Source organism: uncultured Turicibacter sp. (assembly GCF_938044715.1).
GTDB classification, from domain to species: domain Bacteria; phylum Bacillota_I; class Bacilli_A; order MOL361; family Turicibacteraceae; genus Turicibacter; species Turicibacter sanguinis.
In genome coordinates this window covers 1-23,592 of the sequence record NZ_CALIOS010000046.1, presented here as the reverse complement: position 1 = coordinate 23,592, position 23,592 = coordinate 1, and the positions used below count along the sequence as shown (strand labels likewise).

Genomic DNA, 23,592 nt, shown 5'->3' with positions numbered 1-23,592 from the left:
AAATGAAAGTTTTAGTAACAGGTGGAGCTGGCTATATTGGTTCTCATGCCGTTTATGCATTAATTGAACAAGGGCATGACGTCGTAGTCGTTGATAATTTAGTGACTGGGCATCGTGGGGATGTTCATCCGGAGGCGACTTTCTATCATGGAAGTATTGCAGATTATCGTTTTATGACAGAGGTCTTACGCAAAGAATTGGTAGATGGAGTCATCCACTTTGCGGCTTACTCTTTAGTCGGGGAAAGTATGACAAATCCATTTAAATATTATGATAATAACATGAGTGGAACAAATGTTTTATTAAAAGCAATGGAAGACTGTGGGGTAAAAAATATTGTCTTCTCATCTACTGCTGCCACATACGGAGAAGCACAAAATATTCCAATCCTAGAAACAGATCCAACAAACCCGACAAATGTTTATGGAGAAACAAAATTAGCAATGGAACGTATGATTAACTGGTACCATAAAGCTCATGATACAAATTATGTTTCATTACGTTATTTCAATGTAGCGGGAGCACATGAATCAGGATTAATTGGGGAGAAACATGATCCTGAAACGCATTTAATTCCAATTATTTTACAAGTTGCATCAGGACGTCGCGAAGCGATTAATGTTTTTGGTGATGATTATGAAACAGCAGATGGGACTTGTATCCGTGACTACATTCACGTTTGCGATTTAGCAGAGGCTCATATTTTAGCGATGCAATATCTTGTAAACGGTGGAGAAAGTACAATTTGTAACTTAGGAAATGGGGAAGGATTCAGCGTGCTTGAAATGATTGAAGCAGCACGTGAAGTGACGAACCACCCAATTCCAGCGATTATTTCACCACGTCGTGCAGGTGATCCGGCAAAGTTAATTGCTTCTAGTCAAAAAGCAAAAGAAATTCTAGGTTGGATGCCAAAGCATCCGGCAGTTAAAGATATGATCGCAAGTGCGTGGGCGGTTGAACAAAAACGAATAGTAAAATAACAGCGAAAAACGATAGCAGGTGCTATCGTTTTTTTACTTAAATTGAGATAAAGGGGAAGAAAAATTGACAAAAAATGATAAAATAAAACCTATAAAAAGACTATATAGACAATAAGTGTCCATGTTCTATGGTATAATAGGAAAGAAATGGTGAAATTATGTTACAAGGGAAAGATTTAAAGTTTAATCGGATTTTATCCATTTATCAACGCCTGATAGAAGGGCGAGTTTTAAATAAACAACAATTAGCTCTAGAATTTGGTGTTAGTGAAAAATCCATTCAACGCGATATTGAACATTTAAACATTTATCTAGGGGAACAAACGGAGCGAGCTGACTTAATGATTAAGTATAGTCGGAAGCAAGGTGGATATATTTTAGAAAATGCTGAACAATATCATTTACGCCGAGAGGATATTTTTGCAATCATCAAAGTTATGTTGGGGACGCGGGCGTTTAATCAAAAAGAAATGAATGATTTGATTAACATGTTGTTAAGACAGATGGATCAATCTAATCAAAAGATGATTAAGGAATTGATTGGGAACGAACTTTTAAATTATGTTCCATTGCAGCATAATGAAGAACTATTAACAAAGGTCTGGGAATTTAGCGAGATTATTCAAAGAAGACAGGTTATTGAGATGTCTTATACACGCGAAGATTTTATTACAATTAAGCGTTATCTACAGCCAGTTGGCATTATTTTTTCTGAGTATTATTTTTATTTAATTGCTTATATGGAAGAATTGAAGCCGAATGCTTTAGATTACAATCACGTTAAAGATGATCATTTACGTATTTTTAGAATTGATCGCTTTAATGATTATAAAGTAATCAATCGAAATTTCTACGTCCCTTATTCAAATCGCTTTGAAGAGGGAGAGTTTAGAAAAAGAATTCAGTTTATGTATTTGGGAGAACTTTTACGTGTAAAATTTGAATTTTATGGCCCTCGAATTGAACCAGTCCTTGACCGTCTTCCAACAGCCACTATTATCGAACAAGATTTTAATAAATTTGTTGTTGAAGCAGAGGTCTATGGTAGAGGGATTGACATGTGGTTAAGGAGTCAGGGGAGTGCAGTTAAAGTACTATCACCTAGTAGTTTAGTTGATGAGATGAAAAAAGAAGCACAACGAGTTTTAGAGTTGTATTTAGAGTAAAAAATTTTTGAATTGAGAAGATTAGAGAGAATTTTGGGTAATGTCTTGATTCGAATCGTGAATTTTTTGATTTGGTTCAAGTGTTTGACTTGGTTTTCGCCAAGTGGAGAGCCAGGATAAGTGGGGACTTATATTTGAGTAATGAATTAACATAAAAAGATAACTTCTATGGGGGAAGTTATCTTTTTTTATTTAAGAATAATAAAGTGAAGAATATGACTTTTTTTTATGGAGTCATTTTTACCTAAATAAGCACAGTTCATCAAAAGAACACACAAACTTTGTTGTAAACGTATTCATGGTGTGGTAAATTTAATAGTGTAAATAACACTACTCTTTTTCAGGGTGAAAAATGTTAGTTTAATGTCTTTATCGGGGGGATAATGAGATTTAATATTTTAATTAAATTCTTGGCAAGGAATTATATAATTCTGAAAAATGAGGTTTAGTTAAAGAGTAGAGGACTTTAACATGGAGTGTTATTATACGAAAGGAATGTATTAAGAAACCTTTGTTGATATTTTTTCTTCTACTCGTTAGCAGAGAAAGTATTTAAGCCGTTTGTTTTGTTACACTATGTTTTAAAAAGCGAGCCCATTTGGCTCGCTTTTTAAATTTTAATTAACGTAAGATGGAACTTTTTCCTCAGGAAATTCATCTAAGTCTGAAAAGTCGTAACCGCGAAGTAAGTTTAGATGTGAGAATAATTGAAATAGATACAAATCGGTAATAAGTTGATCGTTGGAATGCTTTTGCCCTTTATCTTTTAATTCAATGGTTGTATAAATTTCATCACGATTAATGACCTCAATAAAGGCATTTAATTGAATAGAGGGTGACGGGAAAGAACTAAAAATATGCAGTATTCTTTTTATTTCAGCGATTGTTTGGTCAGCATTTAAATGTTTTAAAGTGATTAAAGTGTTGTCGGATAACGGTTTTTGATATTCTATCTCATAGATTAAACGGCCTAACTCATGTACAACATAAAAAAGATAATAAATATCAGTTTCTTCACCTGAGAAATCAATGGAACCTTGTTTGCGTTCATAAATAACTTGATATGTTTTAGCCAAACGTATTCCCCCTCTCTTGCGAGACTTTATACTATTATCATATTCAAAGATAACGGGGGATTTGACAAAATTCGAAAAAAGAAAATCTAACATAAGATAGTAATTTAATGATTAAATTACGTACAGAATAATATCTGAAGATTTTCAAGATTTAGACGTGTAATCATGGTATAATAGTAGGAAACGTTTTCTTTAAAGGAGTGCTTAAGGATGAGTTTAATTTTATCAATTGATCAAGGGACAACGAGTACCCGAGCAATTGTTTTTAATAAAAAAGGCGAAGTAATTGAAAAGGCACAGCGTGAAATTACGTGCTTATATCCCTCATCAGGATGGGTTGAACAAGATGCAAATGAAATTTGGGTTTCAACGATGTCAGTAATTAGTTCCGTGTTATTATCGGGGAAAGTAGATGTGAGTCAAATCAAAGGAATTGGAATTACAAATCAACGTGAAACGACCATCATGTGGGATAAAGTCACAGGAAAACCACTTTATCATGCGATTGTTTGGCAGTCACGTCAAACGGATGCTATTTGCGAAAAGTGGAAAGAAAAAGGTTATGAACAAATGGTAAAAGAAAAAACAGGATTGCTCATTAATTCTTATTTCTCAGCCTCAAAAATTAGATGGATGCTTGATCATATCGAAGGAATTGAAGAAAAAATTGCACGTCATGAGGTGTTATTTGGAACCGTTGATAGCTATTTAGTTTGGAAGTTATCAGGAGGAAATGCCCATATTACAGATGTCACAAACGCTTCGCGTACGTTATTATTCAATATTTATACTGGAACATGGGATGATGACTTACTTGAGGCATTTGGTATCCCAAAATCCATTTTGCCAGAAGTTAGACAAACGTCTGAAATCTATACTTACACCCTTCCTCATATAACAGGACGTCCTTTGCCAATTGCAGCTGTTTGTGGGGATCAACAAGCTGCTTTATTTGGACAAATGTGTTTTCAAAAAGGTCAGGTTAAAAATACGTATGGAACAGGGTGTTTTGTTTTAATGAATACGGGTCATCAACCGATTGAGTCAAGTCATGGATTATTAACGACAATCGCTTGGAAACTTAATAATCAAACATATTATGCATTAGAAGGAAGTGTGTTTGTGGGAGGAAGTGCGATTCAGTGGTTGCGAGATGGTCTACGTATGTTTAAGGATGCAAAAGATTCGGAAACTTATGCTAAACGTGTCGGTGATTGTGGTGGTGTTTATGTGGTGCCAGCTTTTGTTGGTCTTGGAACACCGTATTGGGATAGTGAAGTTCGTGGCGGTGTGTTTGGATTAACACGCGGTACATCAAAAGAACATTTTATTCGTGCCACACTTGAAGCGATTGCTTATCAAAGTAAGGATGTAATCATGGCCATGAAAGAAGATTTGAATGATGAAATTTTAGATTTAAAAGCGGATGGTGGTGCAACGTTAAATCAATTTTTAATGCAATTTCAAAGTGATATTTTAGGAGTTGAAGTTAGTGTTCCAAAAGTAACGGAAACAACTGCGTTAGGGGCTGCTTATTTAGCGGGACTTGCAACAGGTGTTTACGAGAATCTTGAAGAAATTGCAAGTTATGCCTCTGCACCAAAGCGCTATGATCCAAAATTATCTAAAGAAGATCGAGATGAACTTTATAGTGGTTGGCAAAAAGCGATTGAAGCAGTTAAACTCTTTAAATAAGTTTAAGAAGACGAATAATTGAGAAGACTTAGGAATGAGTCTGACGTTATTCGTCTTTTTTTGTTCATGAGGGATGGTATTAATTAAGAATGGAAGGTGATAAAATGGTCGATATTTTAATTATTGGATGTGGGATTGTTGGATCTTTAATGGCATATGAGTTATCAAAATATGATGTTAAAGTGGTGGTTGTTGATAAAGAAAATGATATTGCAAATGAAAGTACGATGGCTAATAGTGCGATTATTCATGCCGGATTTGATCCTATTCCTAACACATTAAAGGCTAAGTTGAATTTACTTGGAAAAGATTTATATGAACCGTTATGTAAAAGTTTAAAGGTTGGATATAAAAAGATAGGTTCTTTAACAGTAGCAACGAGCGAAGAAGAAGTTAAAAAGCTTGAAATACTTGAATCGCGTGCCAAGGAAAATAAGGTGAAGGTCCGTTTAATCTCAGGTGACGAGGTTCGAGTTCTAGAGCCCCAATTATCTACCAATATTGTGAAGGGGTTAGTGTGTGAGGAGACGGCGATTGTTTATCCATGGGAAGTGGCAATTGCTGCGATGGAAGTTGCCTTAAATAATGGAGTAGAACTTCGGTTAAATACGGAAGTTTTGGCAATCCATAAGGGTGATAACTATGAGGTTCAAACGAGTAATGGCATGATTCGAGCGAAGATGGTGATTAATGCAGCGGGATTGTTTGGCTGTGAGGTTGGACGAATGATTAACCCTGAGTTCGAGTTTGAAATCCAACCACGTCGTGGAACTTATTTTGTTTTAGATAAAGATTTTAATGCTATATCGCGTGTTATTTATCCAACGCCAACTGAGCGTGGGAAAGGTGTCTTAATCGTACCAACGACTCATGGAAATACGTTGCTTGGTCCTGATTCAGAGATAGTGGATGATAAAGAGAATGTGGCAACAACGGTGGAGGCATACGATTATATTAAGGATCAGTTATCACGTATCTTACCACAGTTTCCCGCGACTCATGTGATGAGATCTTTTACAGGGTTACGCGCAAGTGGTAGTAGTGGTGATTTTTATATTCAACCCGATTCACGTTATGAAACGTTTGTGCATGTAATTGGAATTGAATCTCCTGGTTTATCAGCAGCTCCTGCGATTTCGAAATATGTTCTAGATTTCATTCGCCCCCATATTGAACTCAATGAAAAAGAATGGGATTCATCAAGACGTCCGTATGTGAATTTAAAGGCGTTAACTCGAGAGGAGAAGAATGCACTAATTCAAAAGAATCCTGCTTATGGACGAATGGTTTGTCGATGTGAGCAAATTACGGAAGGTGAAATCATAGATTCGATTCGACGTCATGCAGGGGCCACGACTGTTAAAGGTGTCAAAAAACGTTGCCGTCCTGGAATGGGAAAATGTCAGGGAAGTTTTTGCGAACCGTATGTCTTACAAATTTTAGCACGGGAGTTGAATCAGTGTGTGGATGAAGTGAATTACGATGAAGTCGGTACGAATATATTAGTTGAAGAAAAGTAAGTGAGGTGAAATAGATGTTACAATATGAGGTCGTTATTATTGGTGGCGGATCGGCTGGAATGGGTGCCGCGATTGGTGCTTGTGAAGGTGGTGCTAAAAAGGTCTTAATAATTGAACGAGATATAGAACTTGGCGGTATTTTGCAACAGTGTATTCATAATGGATTTGGTTTGCATAAGTTTAAAGAAGAGTTAACGGGGCCACAGTATGCGAATCGTTATATCGAAAAGTTGAAGCAGTATCCGGTTGAAATTATGTTAAATACGATGGTAACGAATTTAACGAATGAGAAAATCATCACAATTTTGAACGAGCAAGGGGAGCAAGATATCAAGGCATCAGCCGTTGTTTTGGCGATGGGATGTCGTGAAAATAATCGCCAAGCTCTAAGTATTCCAGGAACTCGTCCCGTGGGTATTTTGACCGCTGGAACAGCCCAACGTTATTTAAATTTGGATGGTTATTTGGTTGGAAAGAAAGTTTTTATTGTTGGATCGGGAGATATTGGTTTGATTATGGCACGTCGAATGGCACTTGAAGGGGCAGAAGTTTTAGGGGTAGCTGAAATCATGCCATATTCAAATGGATTGACACGAAATATTGTGCAGTGCTTAGAGGATTTTAATATCCCACTCTTTTTATCTCATACCGTGACAGATATTAAAGGAAATCGACGTGTCGAGGGGGTGACGATTTCTGAGGTCGATGCTGATCGTCAACCGATTCTAGGTACTGAAAAACAGTTTGAGGTTGATGCAATTTTATTCTCAGTTGGTTTGATTCCGGACAATGGGTTAAGTAAAAAAGCAGGGGTCATCTTTGATCCCGCTACAAAGGGAGCTTGTGTTTTTGAAAATTTAGAGACGACGGTCAGCGGAATTTTTGCTTGTGGGAATGTGTTGCATGTTCATGATTTAGTTGATTTTGTATCGGATGAGGCAGAGCGTGCAGGATATTATGCTGCTTTATATGCGCTTGGTCATTTAGGTCATGATGATGGGGTGTTAGAAGTCAAGGCAGGAGAAGGAATCAAATATGCGCTACCTCAAAAAATTAGACCAAAAGAACTTGAGGCTTCACTTGAGTTAATGTACCGTGTGACAAAAAAGTATCAGCAAGCAATTGTTAATGTTGTTCAGGATGGAAAAGTCGTTCATCAGTTGAAACGTCATGTATTGTTACCGGCAGAAATGGAAAAAATTAAAATTCCAACTGAAGTGTTAAATTCATCAGGTAAGGATTTAACGATTGAAGTCAAATGTCTATATAACTCCTGATAAGTTTTGTGTCGTTGAAAACTTTTAACGGGACTATCGTTATACCTCAGTATCAAAAGGGCTTAGATACTAAGCTAGATTATAAAAATATAAATTATATTTCAGTTTCTATTTAGGAGGAGCGTTACATGAGTCAAGCGTTAACGTGTATTGTTTGCCCGGTTGGATGTTCACTAAACATTGATGAAGAAGGGCATGTGAGTGGAAACCATTGCAAAAGAGGGCTAGCGTTTGCAAAGTCTGAAACAACGAATCCAACGCGCGTTGTGACAACGACGATTGCTATTGAAGGGGCGATTTATCGTCGCTTACCAGTTGTAAGTAGTCAGCCAGTCCCAAAATCTAAAATGATGGAGTTTGTTAAAGCAGTTCAATTAATAAAGGTAGAGGCGCCAGTAAGTTGTGGCGATGTGATTTTATCCGATGTGCTAGGGCTTGGAATTGATGTGATTGCTTCACGAACGCTCAAGAGGTGTCAGGATGTTAAATAAAAAAGTGAGTGTGGTGATAGATCGCCCACTTGGCTCAAGGCATCCGAAGCACGGGTTTTATTATCCGATTAATTATGGGTATATTCCTAATACGATTGGGGGAGATGGTGAGGAGATTGATGCCCATGTTATTGGAGAGTTTGAACCGCTCGAGACGTTTTGCGGGTATGTGGTTGCGATTATTCATCGTGAAGATGATGTGTAGGAGAAGTTAGTGGTATGCCGCGAGGTATCAAAATACAGCCAGTCTCAAATTGAGGCATTAGTTGAGTTTTGTGAACGATTTTTTAAGTCGAAGGTATTAATGGGGGATTTAGATGACAGGGGTGAAGATTCAAAGGTTAAGTGATTTAGGAAGTAATCGCATTAAAGAGGCAGCTCACTTTACTGTGCATCAGTTTCGTGAGATGTTTCTTTCAATTAGTGAGGATGAGGAGGCATTTATTTTATTGTTTATGAAGGCGATGGTCGTTGAACAATGTTTTGTTGCCATCGCAGAGGATAAGGTAGTTGGAATAGTTGGGGTTTCGACGCCTGTTAGAGGGGCTTTTGAGGTTAGTTTAAAGGAGGTACAAGGCTGTTTAGGTTTTTTTAAAGGATTAAAATTTTATTTTAATCTTGTAAATTCTGGACTGACATTAAAGCCTTATCAAATTTATATTAATACGTTAGCAGTTGATGAAGCGTATCGCCGTCTTGGAATTGGAACATTATTGCTTGAAGAATGTATGTTAAAATCATGTGGACATGAATATTTGTTAGATGTGATTGATGTGAATACAGGAGCGCTTAAGTTATATGAATCGTTAGGTTTTAAGGTTCTGAAACGTAAAAAACAGATGTTTGCGAAGCAGGCAGGCTTTAATGAGTGTATTTATATGAGTAAGCGATTAAGATAAAAAAGTAAAAGAATAGGTGAAAAGGAGTGGGGGAAAATTTGTTAATCCCCTCCTTTTTCTCTATTCTTTTTTTAGTTGATTGTGTATAATTTATTCATTATGTAAGGGAGGGAAAACATGGTAGGAACATTGGTGAATACAGGAGCGATTATCATTGGTGGAAGTTTAGGACTACTTTTTAGAAAAGGAATTCCAAGTAAACTAACAGATACAATTATGAATGGGTTGGCCTTATGTGTGTTGTATATCGGTTTTACGGGAGCTTTGAAGGGGGAAAATAGCCTTGTTATTATTTTTTCGATGGTCATTGGAGCCGTTATCGGTGAATGTTTGGATTTAGATGAGCGTGTTAATCAGTTAGGACTGTGGCTTGAGAGGAAGTTTAAAAAGGTTGATTCTAAGACCTCGATTTCAGAGGGGTTTGTGACGGCGAGTTTGTTGTTTTGTGTTGGAGCCATGGCGATTATCGGAGCTTTACAAGATGGATTAGTTGGAAATTATGATATGTTATTAACGAAGTCGATGCTTGATGGGGTTTCCGCCGTTATTTTTGCGTCAACGCTTGGAATCGGGGTTATTTTATCGGGTGCTTTTGTTCTGACTTATCAAGGCAGTATTTCGTTATTAGCCGGGGTATTAGCACCATTTTTAACGGATAGTGTGATTAATGAGATGACGTGTGTAGGATCTTTATTAATCATTGCACTGGGGTTCAATGTTTTGAAGATAACTCATATAAAAATTATGAATTTAGCTCCTGCCATTTTTATTCCTATCTTATTAGGGCTATTTCTTTAGATAAAAAAATGGCACTCTTATTGATGAAGGCAAAAAACGACAAAAAACTTGACTTATTGTCGTTATAATCAGTACAATATAAAAACTTTAGAGTTTGAAAGAGATAAGGTGAGATAAGTTTTTCATATTGTAAAAACTTTACTTTACGACTAGCAGGTGAGGGTTAGATTGCCTGTGGCAATTGATAGGAGGGCTTCATTATGTTAAGTGAACTTTAGGTCCTAGTTTTCTTTTAAAAAAGGGTGTTCCCGTGACTAAAGTTGGCCTTATTATCAAAAGACTTAGCGATTAAGTCAGACTCTAAAAATAAAGAAACATTTCTGTTTCTATAGATAAGGTGGGATAAGTTTTTCATACTAGAAAAACTATACTTTTCTTATCAACTGAGGAGACCACTGGACTAGGGGATACCTTAGTCTCAAAGAGGTTTAAATCCTGAGATGGATTTATAATTGTGAAATATAGATTGGAAGTGTAAGGAATGGTAGAAGCTGTTTTTGGAGAAAAGTTAGCCGATCAAACTTATATTGATCGAAAAGGTGTTTATGCAATTATTATGAATGAGAAGAATGAAGTTGCAACAGTCAAATTGCCACATGGATATTTCTTGCCAGGTGGTGGACTAGAAGGAGAAGAGAGTAAAGAGGCTTGTTTACGACGCGAGTGCTTAGAAGAACTCGGATGGGAAATTGAAATTAATGAGTATGTTTGCCAGGCGGCTAATTATCATTTTTCAATTTATCGTGACAAATATCTGTACTCAACAGGTTATTTTTATTTAGCAAGCAAAGTGGATGAAGTGACAGAACCGATTGAACAAGATCATGAATTAGTCTGGTTACCTCTAGAAGACTGCATTAGTGAATTGTTTCTTGACCATCAGGCTTATGCTATTGAAAAAGTATCACAAATGTTATAGCACAGGAAAAGAACATTCTATTGAATTAGAATGTTTTTTTATATATAAGAGCAGATAAGTTTTTCATCCTTAGAAACTTTTATTTTCCCTACCCGAGGGGGACTAATGGAGGAAAGCGATAGGTGAGTCATGTAGCCTAGGGAATCGGTTGTGCTCACTACGTTTGTTTAAAGAGAGAGAAATTTTTAGGATGAAATGAGTTTTTTTACATGTAAATTACATTATTGAATACCTCTTTTTATGCTATAATAGTAACAATTCTTGTGAAAAGGAGTGTTAATGATGATCGAAATATTAAAGTCTCGTCGTCGTAAGCTAGGAGCTAATATTAAAGACGATTCTATTATTGTATTATTCTCGGGAGAGGCTCCGGTTAGTTCAGGAGATCAACGTTATACTTATACACCACAACGTAATTTTTATTATTTAACGAATATTGACCGCCCTAAAATGGCTTATGTTTTAAAGAAAATGAATGGTGTGATTGAACATCATTTATTCATTGAGACTGTTTCAGAAGTCGAAGAAAAATGGACTGGAAAACGTTTAAGCAAAGAAGAGGCGCATGAGATTTCAGGAATTAAAAGTATCTTACCAATTTGTGAATTAGAAAATGTTTTAGGACGCTGGCTATTAAATGACCGCATTGAATCCATTTATTTAGATTTAGAGCGCGGTTCATATCATCATCCTGATACAGTGCAAATTGAATTTGCTAAACAATTAAAAGAGAAATATCCATTTGTACGTCTTGAAAATGTTTATCATGATATTACGAAATTACGTTTAATTAAGTCAGAAGATGAAATTGAAAATATGCGTACAGCGATTGAAAAAACACGAATCGGGATTGAAAGCTTAATGAAAGCTTCAAAGCCTGGGATGCTTGAGTATCAATTAGAAGCACATTATGATTTTGCAATTAAAACGGAAGGGGTTAAGAAAACCTCATTCCATACGATTGCAGCTTCAGGAGTTAATGCAACAGTGCTTCATTATGATAAAAATGATTCTGTGTGCCAAGACGGAGATTTAATTTTATTTGACCTTGGATGTGAGTGGAATTATTACTGTTCAGACATTTCACGTACCTTCCCGATTAACGGAAAGTTCACGGATCGTCAACGCGCCGTTTATCAAGCAGTTTTAGACGCACAATTAGCAACCATCGAAATTATTAAACCGGGTCTTCCAATGGCAGAAGTTAATGAGTTTGCCCGTCGTAAATTAGCTGAAGGATGTAAAAAACTTGGCTTAATTGAAAAAGATGAGGAAGTTTCACGTTACTACTACCATGGAATCGGACACTATTTAGGACTTGATACACATGATGTTGGAGGTCGTGGGGGTGTCTTACAACCAGGTATGGTTATTACGATTGAACCAGGATTATACATTGAAGAAGAAGGAATCGGAATTCGTATTGAAGATGATATCTTAGTTACAGAAGATGGATATGAAAACTTATCAAAAGATATCATTAAATCAATCGAAGACATTGAAGCCTTTATGAACTAAATAAAAAAACATCTCGCACAGAGATGTTTTTTTATGCATATTATTTGATAATAATTATCATTGTTGGTAAACTTTAATTACAGTAGTTGATAATAATTATCAATTATAACTAAATGAGGTGATTGAAATGAAATTTATGATGGACATTAGAGAAAAAACGTCTTTACTACATAGTGCAGCAGAACATACAGGATATATTAAGAAGTTAGTAGATGGAGAGGCATCGGTTGAGGGATATGCAGAGTACCTTTATAATCTAGAAAAAATGTATCAAGCCATTGAAAAGGCACTTGATGAAAATGAACAAAATGAAGTCGTCAAACCATTTGTGACAAAAGAACTATATCGTTCTGAATTAATGCGTCAAGATTTAGCCTTTTTATTAGGAGATAAATTATCATCAATGCAACCATTAGCATCAACGGAAGCATGTGTGGCCAAAATTGAAGCTTTATCAACCTCACAACCTGAATTAGTGGTTGCTTATGCTTATACAAGATTTTTAGCTGATTTATTTGGAGGACGTATGTTCTTATCCCTCTTAAGTACAAGCTATAAAATTGACCAACAAGCTTTAAATTATTATCAATTCCCAGAAATTAATGATTTACGAGGATACGTGATGAAATATCACAACATGTTAGCGGATATTCAACTATCTGATGAGATGAAGATTGATTTTATTAATGAAGTTAACAATGCTTATATCTATAACTTAGCTATTTCAAATGAATTAGATGCAAAGTTAAAATAAGATGAATGGATTAATCTTAATTGAGCTAAGCAATGTTTTGAGAAAATATTAAATGGAATACCTATAATAGAAATAGAATACCAAGCGTTTGTAAAATAAAAAGGGAGTTCGTCTTAGAGACGGACTCCCTTTTTTCGATCTTTAAAAATAGTGGTGGCAAATTTAACGAAGTATTTAGAGAAAGGTAAAAATAGTAGGACGGTGACGAGATTAAAGACAAGTTGAGCATTGGCGATTTGACGTTCAGGAGACGGACTAAAGGTGGCGGTAAAGTCGATGAGTAGGCTAATGAATGGCAGAAAGAGTAGTGTTCCTACCAAGTTAAAAGTAAAGTGAATCAGTGCCGCTTGTTTTCCAGCTGTATTTCCTCCTAAACTTGATAATATGGCTGTCATACAAGTTCCAATTTCATGTCCAAATAAAATAGGAATTGCGGTATATAAAGAAATCGCACCGGTGGAAACAAGTGAAATAAGGATAGCGGTGGATGCAGATGAACTCTGGATGAGGAAAGTAATCGACATTCCAAGAAGTAGACAAAGGATAAGATTGCCTTGGACGTTGAAAATCAATTGTTGAAAGAGGGTAGACTCAACAATCGGGCTCATGGCTGTTTTAACCATTTGAAGCCCAAGAAATAATAGTCCAAAGCTAAATAAAAAATATCCAATTTGGTGAAAGGGTCTTTTTTTAAAGCAGACAATGATACAGGTTCCTACGCAGATAAAGTAAGGAATAAAATCCGTTAAATTTAAGGTGATTAATTGTGTCGTCACAGTGGTTCCAAGATTGGCTCCCATAATAACACCTGTGGCTTGTAATAAGCTCATCAGACCTGAATCAACGAGTCCGACAACTAATACAGTAATAGCTGAGCTACTTTGAACGAGCGCTGTGAAAATCGCACCAAGGAGCGCCCCTTTATAAGGGGAGGTAATGGTTGTTTTGAAGATGGTCTTTAGTTTATCTCCAGCTAGTGATTTAAGAGCGTGACTCATTTGTCTCATTCCATACAAGAATATGAGTAACCCACATAATAAGTTTAAAATAATCGGGATGGTGTGCATAATGTACCTCCAAAAATTGAGTTCTTTTTAGAGTGTACGATCTTGATTTTTAAAATAGTCTATCTTTCGCTCGACTAATTATTATCGAACTTTTGATTAAAAATGAAAATTCTTGTCCATAATGAGGTAGTCGAAGAGAAAGGGATGACGTTTAATGAATAATATTTTATTTAAAATGATAGAAATTGAAGATATGTTAATGAAACGAATGGAAAATGGAAGTTATACCGATCAATTAGTTTGCCAAATTCAACTGAACACATTAGAGTTGTTCAAACATTATCCGATTCGCAGTTATGAAGAATCGCAAGATGTGTTAAGACAAATGGATTTAGTTTTTGGTATTTCATATTGATAAGTCTAGATAAGTCTTTCACACTTAGAAACCTTTTATCTAAACGATAAGGGAACTTAGGACTAAAAAGATTAAGTATTGAGACTGATTTCTAATTGTGGAATAAAACTCGTTTTTATATAGATAAAAAAAACAAGCTAACGTAAATTTAGCTTGTTTTTTTATGGTTTATTTGATTGAATTATCACTTAAGTTTAAGATATATTCAGCGATATTGATTGAGTGGTCTCCGATACGTTCAAAGTTTGAAATAGCATCTAAGAATACGGCACCACTATGAGCATTACATTTATTTTCACTTAAACGCTTAATGTGTTTATCACGTAATAATTCTTCTAAGCGATCGATATTCTCTTCAAAAATCACCGTATCATTTGCTTTTTGACGGTTGTTGTTTTTGTAACTTGCATAAGATGAATTAATAGATTCTAATGTGTAGTTATACATTAATTTTAATTCTTCAATTGCGTCAGATGTGAATGATAATTTACTTGTTGCCACTTCTTCAGCAAGCTCTGCAATGTTTTTACTATGATCTCCGATACGTTCAATATCACTTACAATCTTAATCATCGAAGCAATACGATTTGTATCTACCTCTGTGATATCGTGTGATGAAATCGAAACTAAGAAAGAAGAAAGATCACGTTCCATACGATTGATTTCTGATTCATTTTCATATATTTTTCTGTAGTCTGTAGTTTTTCCATCCATTAATGCATTAGTTGCTAGCGTTAAGTTTTCTTTCGCTAGATCATACATGGTTAAGCTTTCTTGGAAAGCTTGCTCAAATGCAATGGCAGGAGTTTCTAAGAAACGACGGTCAAGGCGATTAATAGACGCTTGTTCACCTTCTTTGTCTTTAAGTGCTAAGTTAGCTAACTTAACAAATACACCAGCAAAAGGTAGTAAGATAATCGCATTTACAACGTTGAAGATTGTATGAGCATTTGCGATTTGCTTATCAATGTCACCACCCATATGAGTCACGATATTTGATAAGATACCGATTAGTGGTAAGAAAATCAGGGTTCCAATTAAGTTAAATGACAAGTGAATGAAAGCCGCTTTTTTGGCAACTTTATTTGCATTTAAACTTGATAGTAAAGCAGTAACACATGTTCCGATATTATTACCAAATAGGATAGGAATTGCAACTTGCAAACTAATTGCTCCTGTTGCGGCTAATGATAATAAAATCGCTGTTGAAGCCGAAGAACTTTGAACGACAGCAGTCATAACGGCCCCGACTAAAATTCCTAAGAACATATTTCCTTCAAGGGCTATAATTAAGTCTTGGAAGAATGTTGTTTGAGCAATTGGACTCATTGCATCCTTCATTGCTGTTAATCCCATGAATAGTAAACCGAATCCGAAGATAATTTTTCCGATTTCTTTTCGGTTTTGTTGCTTCATGAATAGGATTAGTGCAGCCCCGATGATAATAAATAGTGGAATATAGTCATCGATTTTGAATGTAATTAATTGACCTGTAATTGTTGTTCCAATATTAGCCCCCATAATGACCCCTACTGCTTGGTATAGGCTCATTAATCCAGCGTTTACGAAACCAACGACCATAACGGTTGTAGCACTACTACTTTGAATAATTGCTGTGACGATTGTTCCTACTAATGCCCCTTTTAATGGATTCGTGATGGCTTTATCGAAGAATGATTTCAGCTTTGAACCAGCTGCATTTTCAAGACCATCTCCCATAAACTCCATTCCAAATAGGAATAGGGCTAGTCCACTAAATAGACCTAAAAAGATGTTGATGTAATCCGACATACAGTAACCTCCATATTTTATCCTGTTCAATCATACTACAAAATCCTACAATTGAAAATAATATGTTAGTAATAAAGACTCATATTTGGAGTCATTTTAAATTGAATTTATAATTTTTTAAATATTTTAATTTTTTGTGTTAAAAAAACACAAAAAAAAGGTATAATTATCAATTTGTGTAACTGAGAAAAATGCGTTATTAATAGGATAAAATTTTACATGTTAAATTAATTTTGATAAAAAAACGCGTATGTATACAACTTTTATATCGAAAACTAATAGAGATTAATTACAAATTGACTGGATTCAAGAAGAAGATTATTATATCATTTGGTTTTGGAATGTGAATTTAGTATAATAAAGTTACTTTGAAAAGTTAATTGATTTGAGTGGAGGAAATAAAACATGCAAAAACCTGTTTTAAACATATCAGAATTACGTGCAAATGTTGAAGATAAAGAAATTTTAAAAGGCGTAAATTTAGAAATTAAGGGTGGAGAAGTTCATGCGATTATGGGTCCTAATGGGACAGGTAAATCAACACTATCTTCAACCATTATGGGGCATCCTAAATATAAAGTAACAAGTGGAAATGTTACATTAAATGGTGAAGATGTATTAGCGATGTCAGTTGATGAGCGTGCTCGTGCCGGATTATTCTTAGCGATGCAATATCCTGCAGAAGTTCCAGGTGTGACAAACTCAGACTTCTTACGTACAGCCATGCAAACACGTATGGAAGAAGGAAAAGACGTTCCTTTATTTAAATTTATCCGTGAATTAGATAAGAGCGTTACAAAACTTGAAATGCGTGAAGATTTACCTCACCGTTATTTAAATGAAGGATTCTCTGGTGGAGAGAAAAAACGTAATGAAATCTTACAAATGATGATGTTAAAACCAAACATTGCAATTTTAGATGAGATTGATTCAGGGCTTGACGTTGATGCATTACGTATTGTTGGAGAAGCTGTTAACTCAATGCGTTCTGAAAACTTTGGATGCTTATTAATCACTCACTATCAACGTTTATTAGACCACATTAAACCAGATTTCGTTCACATTATGATGAAAGGTCGTATCGTTCGTTCTGGTGGACCTGAGTTAATTGAACGTATCGATCGTGAAGGATACGATTGGATTAAAAAAGAATTAGGAATTGAAGATGAACGTGTGATCATTCCTGAAGAAGGTCGCAAAGTGGTTTCAATCGGAACTTGTGCAACTAAGGAAATGTTAGATCTATAACAATTAGTGCTTGATTGAAAAAAACAATAAATTAATGTTATAGATGAAAGGGGCAAAGAACTGATGATACAGTTACCAACATGGGTACAACAGATGCAAACAGAGGCGCAGTCTGTTATGCCGTCTTTAAAATTACCAAAAGCAGACCGTACAATAATAAAAAACTGGGCGTTTGAAGCTATTGAAGTTCAAACACCATCTACATATAACAATGAAATTCCGAGTGCTGTGGCACATTTAGTATCAACTGAAGATCAAAATGTTGTGATTTTATGCGATGGAAAGATCGTGTATCAAAATTTAGGAATAGCTTTTGATGGAGTTATTATTGCTAATTTAGAAGAGGCACTAACGAAACATGAAGCGATTTTTAAACCTTACTTTATGAACGTAGCGTCGGTTGACACAAATCGTTTAACAGCATTACATATGGCACATTTAAATAGTGGATTATTTATTCACGTCCCTAAAAATAAAGTGGTCAAAGAAGCCTTAAACGTTATCTATTTACAAGAAAATGGTTCTTTATTTAATCACACTCTGATTGTGGCGGAGCCAAATTCTGAATTCAAATACATTGAAAACTACTGCAACACAGTTTCAGGAAACATTAATGTCATCTCAGAAACTGTTGTAAAAGAAAATGCTCAAGTTGACTATGCGGCAATGGATCGCTTAACGAGTGAGACATTAGTTTACAATTTACGCAAAGCAAGGGTAGAGGCTAATGGTCGTCTTCTTGTTTCTCTTGGAGCTTTAAATGATGGAAATACAGTTTCAGAAAACTTAGTTTCATTAGTTGGACAAGGGGCACACGCAGAAGTGAAAACAGTAGCGATTGCAGAAGGTTTACAAAAACAAAATATTACGGTTAATATTGAACATTTAGCACCGTTTACTGAGGGACATATTGTAAATCATGGTATTTCTAAAGATGATGCTCAATTAACATTTAATGGAATTGGGAAAGTTCATAAAGGAATGAATGGTTCTAATGCACAACAAGAAAGTCGTGCAATGATTTTATCAGAAACGGCTCGTGCTGATGCTAATCCAATTCTTTTAATTGACGAGTATGATGTGAAAGCAGGACATGCGGCTGGTGTTGGAAAAATTGATGAAGAACAATTATATTATTTAATGAGTCGTGGATTAACTCGTCGTGCAGCGGAAGTCTTAATTATTTATGGGTTCTTAATGCCATTTATTGATGAAATCCGTAACGAGTCAATTAAAGCTGAATTTGAAAAAGTAATTGCGCGTAAAATCAACGCGTAACGAGGTGAATCAAATGACATTAGACATTAATCGCATTCGAGAAGATTTTCCTATTTTAAAAGAAACAATGAATGGTCGTCCGCTTGTTTATTTAGATAGCGGAGCTACAACGCTTAAACCACAAGTCGTGACAGATGCAGTTAATTATTACAATACGAAAAAAACGTCTAACGTGCACCGTGGTGTTTATCAATTAAGTAACGATGCGACTGAACTATATGAGGGAGCTCGTGAAAAAGTAAAGAATTTATTAAATGCTAAAAAAGTAGAAGAGATTGTCTTTACAAAAGGAGCGACTCAGGCTTTAAACTTAGTCGCTCAAAGTTATGGGTTATATAATTTAAAACCAGGAGACGAAGTGATTGTTTCAGAGCTTGAACATCACAGTAGTTTTTTACCTTGGCAACATGTAGCTCGTGTAACAGGGGCAGTCCTTAAGTTTATCCCACTAGATGAAACAGGACATATTACGGTTGAAAACTTTAAAAAAGTATTAAGTGACAAAACAAGAGTTGTTGCGATTAATTATGTTTCAAATGTAATGGGATACATCTCACCAATTAAAGAGATTACAGCATTAGCACATGAAGTAGGGGCTATTGTTTCAGTTGATGCGGCACAAGCTGTTCCACATATGAAAATTGATGTTCAAGATTTAGATTGTGATTTCCTATCATTCAGCGGTCATAAAATGTGTGGACCAACAGGTGTTGGAGCATTATACGGAAAATATGAATTATTAAATGCAATGGAACCAATTGAATTTGGTGGAGAAATGATTGATATTGTTGGAGAAGTAACTTCAACATGGAAAGATGCGCCATACCGCTTTGAAGCGGGAACACCCGTGATTGCAGGAGCGATTGGACTTGGAGCGGCCATTGATTATTTACAAGCCATTGGATTTGATGAAATTGCACAACATGAGTATGAATTACGTCGTTATGCTTTAGAAAAGTTAGAAGAGCTAGGTGGCATCACCATTTTCAATAAAGATGCAAAAACAGGTATTATTTCATTTAATATTGATGGGGTACATCCTCATGATGCTGCTACGATTTACGATGCCGAAGGAGTATGTGTTCGTGCAGGACATCATTGTGCTCAACCTTTAATGGGATGGTTGTGTCAACCTGCAACACTTCGTGCAAGTTTCTATTTATACAATACAAAAGAAGAAGTGGATGCATTTATTGAAGCCACTCGAAAAGGAAAGGAGTTTTTCGACGGTGTCTTTTTCTAATTTAGAACAATTATATCGCCAAGTGATTATGGATCATTATAAAAATCCACGTAATAAAGGATTATTACAACAAGATGGATATCATGAGGTACATTTAAAAAATCCAACCTGTGGAGATGACATCACAGTTCAAGTTAAAGTTGAAGATGGAAAAATCATCGATCTACGTCATGAAGGAACTGGATGTTCTATTTGCTGTTCATCAGCTTCTGTTATGTCTCAAACATTGAAAGAGAAAACATTAGAAGAAGCTCAAGAGATTACAAATAACTTCTATGAACTTGTCAAAGGTAATGAGTTTGATGAAGATTTAGATATGGGAGATGCACCTGTTTATCAAGGTGTTTCTAAATTCCCGGCACGTGTAAAATGTGCAACCATTTCATGGAAAGCTGCTGAGCAAGCATTAAATGAAATGAAAAAATAACACCACTTAATTTCTATTGAGTGGTGAGACGCCAAAATGAAATGGAGGGTTACCGGGTGAGTGCTGAAGTACAAGAGAAAAAACACGAAATTGAAGGCATCGTAACCGATTATAAGTACGGATTTAAAACGGACTATAAAAATATCAAAGATACAGGTAAGGGAATTTCAGAAGCAGTTGTCCGTGAAATTTCTGAAATTAAAGGTGAACCTGAGTGGATGTTAGAGTATCGCTTAAAAGCATATAATCATTTTGCGAAAACTCCAATGCCTGAATGGGGACCGGATTTATCTGAAATTAATTTTGATGATTATACATATTATATTAAACCATCTGAAAAAACTGAAAATAGTTGGGATGAAGTTCCAGATGAAATCAAAGACACGTTTGACAAATTAGGAATTCCTGAAGCAGAAGCAAAATTCTTATCAGGAGTTTCAACTCAATATGAATCAGAGGTTGTTTATCATAATAATCAAAAAGAATTAGAAGAAGCTGGTGTTATCTTCATGGATACAGATTCAGCTTTAAAGCAATATCCTGATTTATTCAAAGAATATTTTGGAAAAGTTATCTCGTATGCAGACAATAAGTTCTCAGCGTTAAACAGTGCCGTATGGTCAGGTGGATCATTTATTTATGTTCCTAAAGGTGTTAAGATTGAAAAACCATTACAATCATATTTCCGTATTAATACAGAAAGTATGGGGCAATTTGAGCGTACATTAATTATTGTTGATGAGGGAGCAGACATTCACTATGTAGAGGGATGTACAGCACCAACCTATTCAGCAGATTCATTACACTCGGCTGTCGTTGAAATTTATATTCGTAAAGGTGGACGTTGCCGTTATTCGACGATTCAAAACTGGTCAAATAATATCCTAAACTTAGTAACAAAACGTGCCGTATGTGAAGATTATGCACATATGGAATGGATTGATGGAAATATCGGTTCAAAAATTACAATGAAATATCCTGCATGTGTCTTAAAAGGAGAAGGAGCAAAAGGAACAACTATTTCGATTGCTTTCGCTGGAGAGGGACAAATTCAAGATGCAGGAGCTAAAATGATTCACTTAGCCCCTAATACATCTTCAACAATTATCTCTAAATCATTATCACGTAATGGTGGAAATGTAACATACCGTGGAATTGTTGAACATGGGAAAAATGCAAAAGGTGCTAAATCACACGTTGAATGTGACACAATCATCTTAGATAATGTTTCTAAATCAGATACAATTCCTTATAACATCGTTAAAAATGATGATGTAACTATTCAACATGAAGCAACTGTTTCAAAAGTCTCTGAAGAACAATTATTCTACCTAATGAGCCGTGGTTTAACGGAAGAGCAAGCAACAGAAATGATTGTTATGGGATTCATTGAACCATTCGCAAAAGAATTACCAATGGAATACGCAGTCGAACTTAACCAATTATTAAAACTAGAAATGAACGGATCGATTGGCTAATCGTGAGTAAAGGTGATTTAAACTACACAAACGCTCAGTTAGTGTTATTTAAAAGGTCGAGAAGAATAATCAATCTACCTTCTGATTTCTTTTATACTTAATGTTTTAGTGATCGTTTTAAAAATATACAAAAGCTAGTAGGCAATTCTGTCTACTAGCTTTTTTTCTTGAAACTGTTAATTTTGTTTTTGTATGAACTTGTCGAAAAAACTAAAACTATAAAAGAAAGGAGTGATTATTATGTGTCAAAAAAATGTTGGACGCCTAGATTCATATGTTCGTATTAGTGCCGGTTTAATGATGATTAGTTTAGGGATTATGAAACATAAAGGATGGTTAGCGGCTATGGGTAGTATGAAAGTAGCCGAAGGGATTACTCGTTATTGTCCAATCCTTGATTTATGTCATTTTACAACACTAAGCGACGATGAATTGTTAGAAGAGGTTTTACTTGAAGAAGCGTTAGAATGTGCTATCGATGATGCTTGCGGTTGTGGATGTGACGATGACTTTGATGATTATGATGAATTAGAAGATGAACATGATTGTCATTGTTGCCATCACGATATCGAAGATTACGCAGAAGAAGGAATGTAGTTAAAAAAAGAGCACCACTTGTCATTTTAAACAAGTGGTGTTTTTTTAGGATGTAAAAAGAAGCTGAGAAAGTCTCAATTTCTTTTTATTTTATAGTGGAAAATCATCTACCTCTAAATCTCGGTTTGGATTCGTATTAGGTTCAGAAATTTCTTTTAAAGCTATTTCTGCTCTTCCATCGGTTAGTTGATGAACGGCAAGATCTCCAAGAGAAATCATTCCTACTAATTTTTGATCATGATCGACGACTGGGAGACGTCTAACCTGTTTATCTGCCATTAAAGAGATTGCTAATCCAACTTCTGAATGTTGTTCAATTGTATAAACTGGATGAGTCATGATATCTTCAATTTTGGTACTCATCGGAAGAATATCAGCAAATACACGAATGACAATATCGCGGTCTGTTACTAGTCCAATGACTTTTGAGTTTTCATCGATGACAGGAATCGAACCGACATTATGTTTTTTCATAAGACGAGAGGCGTTAAGAACCGTTTCAGTTGGTGTTAAGGCTTCAATGCCATCGGTCATAAATTGTTTTACTTCCATAAACAAAACTCCTTGTATTTAAATTTCGTTTTTAGTTTACTCAATCAAAGATGAGTTATGCTTTTATTTCTAGAAAACATAAAATAGTGTCACTAAACTAGGCTTTTTGTATAGATTATAGAGAGGTGATTGAAGTGTTACATGTAAATAAAATTAACATTGAAGGTTATGAATTTTTAACTTATGAGGTAGAGTTACCTAAAACAACTCTCTTTATCGTGTCACATGAAAAAGTAGGATATATCATGTGTGCTGCACTCGATATTGATTTCTTTAACAATTCTCCTAAATTAATTGCACGTAAAATTATTGCAGGACGCGCAGAAGGGGTTCGTAGTATTGAACAACTTTTAGATGCTCCACTTGCCAAGGTAACGGTTGCAGCTGATGAAATGGGAATTAAGGTTGGAACGATTGGTAGAGATGCCCTAGTTCTAATGGCTAAAAGTTTAGAAGAATA

At 35.4% G+C, this 23,592-nt stretch carries 24 protein-coding genes; 20 read left to right on the top strand and 4 right to left on the bottom strand.

Annotation, left to right across the window (positions count from 1 at the left end; translation table 11 throughout):
- Positions 1–2: 2 nt before the first annotated feature.
- Positions 3–983, top strand: coding sequence for a UDP-glucose 4-epimerase GalE (gene galE / locus QWC74_RS04570; RefSeq protein WP_006784355.1), 981 nt, complete (start codon positions 3–5; stop codon positions 981–983).
- Between the two features lie 158 nt (positions 984–1,141).
- Positions 1,142–2,149, top strand: a complete 1,008-nt coding sequence (locus tag QWC74_RS04565; protein WP_006784354.1) for a YafY family protein — start codon at positions 1,142–1,144, stop codon at positions 2,147–2,149.
- A gap of 617 nt (positions 2,150–2,766) precedes the next feature.
- On the opposite strand, the gene QWC74_RS04560 is transcribed toward QWC74_RS04565, so the two are convergent.
- Complete coding sequence (locus tag QWC74_RS04560) at positions 2,767–3,225, bottom strand: hypothetical protein (RefSeq protein ID WP_006784353.1); 459 nt, start codon at positions 3,223–3,225, stop codon at positions 2,767–2,769.
- Positions 3,226–3,435: 210 nt separating this feature from the next.
- Here QWC74_RS04560 and glpK point away from each other — a divergent pair, with 210 nt between their 5' ends.
- The 10 genes from glpK (at position 3,436) to QWC74_RS04510 (ending at position 13,096) form a co-directional block, all read left to right on the top strand.
- Positions 3,436–4,920, top strand: coding sequence for a glycerol kinase GlpK (gene glpK / locus QWC74_RS04555; RefSeq protein WP_006784352.1), 1,485 nt, complete (start codon positions 3,436–3,438; stop codon positions 4,918–4,920).
- Between the two features lie 104 nt (positions 4,921–5,024).
- Positions 5,025–6,440, top strand: a complete 1,416-nt coding sequence (locus QWC74_RS04550; RefSeq protein WP_006784351.1) for an NAD(P)/FAD-dependent oxidoreductase — start codon at positions 5,025–5,027, stop codon at positions 6,438–6,440.
- Positions 6,441–6,454: 14 nt separating this feature from the next.
- Positions 6,455–7,717 (top strand): NAD(P)/FAD-dependent oxidoreductase, encoded by a 1,263-nt coding sequence (locus tag QWC74_RS04545; protein ID WP_006784350.1) that lies wholly within the window; start codon positions 6,455–6,457, stop codon positions 7,715–7,717.
- 128 nt (positions 7,718–7,845) lie between these two features.
- Positions 7,846–8,208, top strand: a complete 363-nt coding sequence (locus tag QWC74_RS04540) for a DUF1667 domain-containing protein (protein WP_006784349.1) — start codon at positions 7,846–7,848, stop codon at positions 8,206–8,208.
- Entirely contained in the window at positions 8,198–8,413 is a 216-nt protein-coding gene (locus QWC74_RS04535; protein WP_006784348.1) for an inorganic diphosphatase, read from the top strand. Before QWC74_RS04540 ends, QWC74_RS04535 begins: the two co-directional genes overlap by 11 nt.
- A 112-nt stretch (positions 8,414–8,525) precedes the next feature.
- On the top strand, positions 8,526–9,107 hold the full coding sequence (locus tag QWC74_RS04530) for a GNAT family N-acetyltransferase (protein ID WP_006784346.1): 582 nt from the start codon (positions 8,526–8,528) through the stop codon (positions 9,105–9,107).
- Positions 9,108–9,224: 117 nt separating this feature from the next.
- On the top strand, positions 9,225–9,905 hold the full coding sequence (locus QWC74_RS04525) for a DUF554 domain-containing protein (protein WP_006784345.1): 681 nt from the start codon (positions 9,225–9,227) through the stop codon (positions 9,903–9,905).
- Between the two features lie 481 nt (positions 9,906–10,386).
- Entirely contained in the window at positions 10,387–10,824 is a 438-nt protein-coding gene (locus QWC74_RS04520) for an NUDIX hydrolase (protein WP_006784344.1), read from the top strand.
- Between the two features lie 282 nt (positions 10,825–11,106).
- Entirely contained in the window at positions 11,107–12,342 is a 1,236-nt protein-coding gene (locus tag QWC74_RS04515) for an aminopeptidase P family protein (RefSeq protein ID WP_006784343.1), read from the top strand.
- A gap of 127 nt (positions 12,343–12,469) precedes the next feature.
- Positions 12,470–13,096, top strand: a complete 627-nt coding sequence (locus QWC74_RS04510) for a heme oxygenase (biliverdin-producing) (RefSeq protein ID WP_006784342.1) — start codon at positions 12,470–12,472, stop codon at positions 13,094–13,096.
- Positions 13,097–13,209: 113 nt separating this feature from the next.
- Here the strand turns inward: QWC74_RS04510 and QWC74_RS04505 are convergent, their stop codons facing one another.
- A complete protein-coding gene (locus QWC74_RS04505) occupies positions 13,210–14,163 on the bottom strand; it encodes a Na/Pi cotransporter family protein (protein ID WP_006784341.1) in 954 nt (317 codons plus the stop codon).
- A 154-nt stretch (positions 14,164–14,317) separates the two neighbouring features.
- Here QWC74_RS04505 and QWC74_RS04500 point away from each other — a divergent pair, with 154 nt between their 5' ends.
- A complete protein-coding gene (locus tag QWC74_RS04500; protein ID WP_006784340.1) occupies positions 14,318–14,518 on the top strand; it encodes a hypothetical protein in 201 nt (66 codons plus the stop codon).
- A gap of 168 nt (positions 14,519–14,686) precedes the next feature.
- Here QWC74_RS04500 and QWC74_RS04495 read toward each other — a convergent pair whose 3' ends face one another.
- Positions 14,687–16,309: a Na/Pi cotransporter family protein gene (locus QWC74_RS04495; RefSeq protein ID WP_006784339.1), complete on the bottom strand. Its 1,623-nt coding sequence runs from the start codon at positions 16,307–16,309 to the stop codon at positions 14,687–14,689.
- A 405-nt stretch (positions 16,310–16,714) separates the two neighbouring features.
- Between QWC74_RS04495 and sufC the strand changes: the two genes are divergently transcribed.
- From sufC to QWC74_RS04465, 6 genes are all read left to right on the top strand, one after another.
- Positions 16,715–17,557 (top strand): Fe-S cluster assembly ATPase SufC, encoded by an 843-nt coding sequence (sufC, locus tag QWC74_RS04490; RefSeq protein ID WP_006784338.1) that lies wholly within the window; start codon positions 16,715–16,717, stop codon positions 17,555–17,557.
- Positions 17,558–17,620: 63 nt separating this feature from the next.
- Complete coding sequence (gene sufD / locus QWC74_RS04485; protein ID WP_006784337.1) at positions 17,621–18,835, top strand: Fe-S cluster assembly protein SufD; 1,215 nt, start codon at positions 17,621–17,623, stop codon at positions 18,833–18,835.
- 4 nt (positions 18,836–18,839) lie between these two features.
- Positions 18,840–20,078 carry a cysteine desulfurase gene (locus tag QWC74_RS04480; protein ID WP_269146102.1) on the top strand — a complete coding sequence of 413 codons (1,239 nt, stop codon included), beginning with the start codon at positions 18,840–18,842 and terminating at the stop codon, positions 20,076–20,078.
- The gene (gene sufU, locus QWC74_RS04475; protein WP_006784335.1) at positions 20,065–20,505 is read left to right on the top strand and encodes a Fe-S cluster assembly sulfur transfer protein SufU; all 441 of its coding nucleotides are present in this window, start codon (positions 20,065–20,067) and stop codon (positions 20,503–20,505) included. The genes QWC74_RS04480 and sufU overlap by 14 nt, the downstream gene beginning before the upstream one ends.
- 56 nt (positions 20,506–20,561) lie before the next feature.
- Positions 20,562–21,983 (top strand): Fe-S cluster assembly protein SufB, encoded by a 1,422-nt coding sequence (sufB, locus tag QWC74_RS04470; RefSeq protein WP_006784334.1) that lies wholly within the window; start codon positions 20,562–20,564, stop codon positions 21,981–21,983.
- Between the two features lie 240 nt (positions 21,984–22,223).
- A complete protein-coding gene (locus tag QWC74_RS04465) occupies positions 22,224–22,580 on the top strand; it encodes a DUF2892 domain-containing protein (RefSeq protein ID WP_006784333.1) in 357 nt (118 codons plus the stop codon).
- A gap of 90 nt (positions 22,581–22,670) precedes the next feature.
- Here QWC74_RS04465 and QWC74_RS04460 read toward each other — a convergent pair whose 3' ends face one another.
- A complete protein-coding gene (locus tag QWC74_RS04460) occupies positions 22,671–23,132 on the bottom strand; it encodes a CBS domain-containing protein (protein WP_006784332.1) in 462 nt (153 codons plus the stop codon).
- Between the two features lie 134 nt (positions 23,133–23,266).
- Between QWC74_RS04460 and QWC74_RS04455 the strand changes: the two genes are divergently transcribed.
- Positions 23,267–23,592, top strand: a 326-nt coding sequence (locus QWC74_RS04455; protein ID WP_170837673.1) for a YunC family protein, incomplete at its 3' end; no start/stop codon positions are given.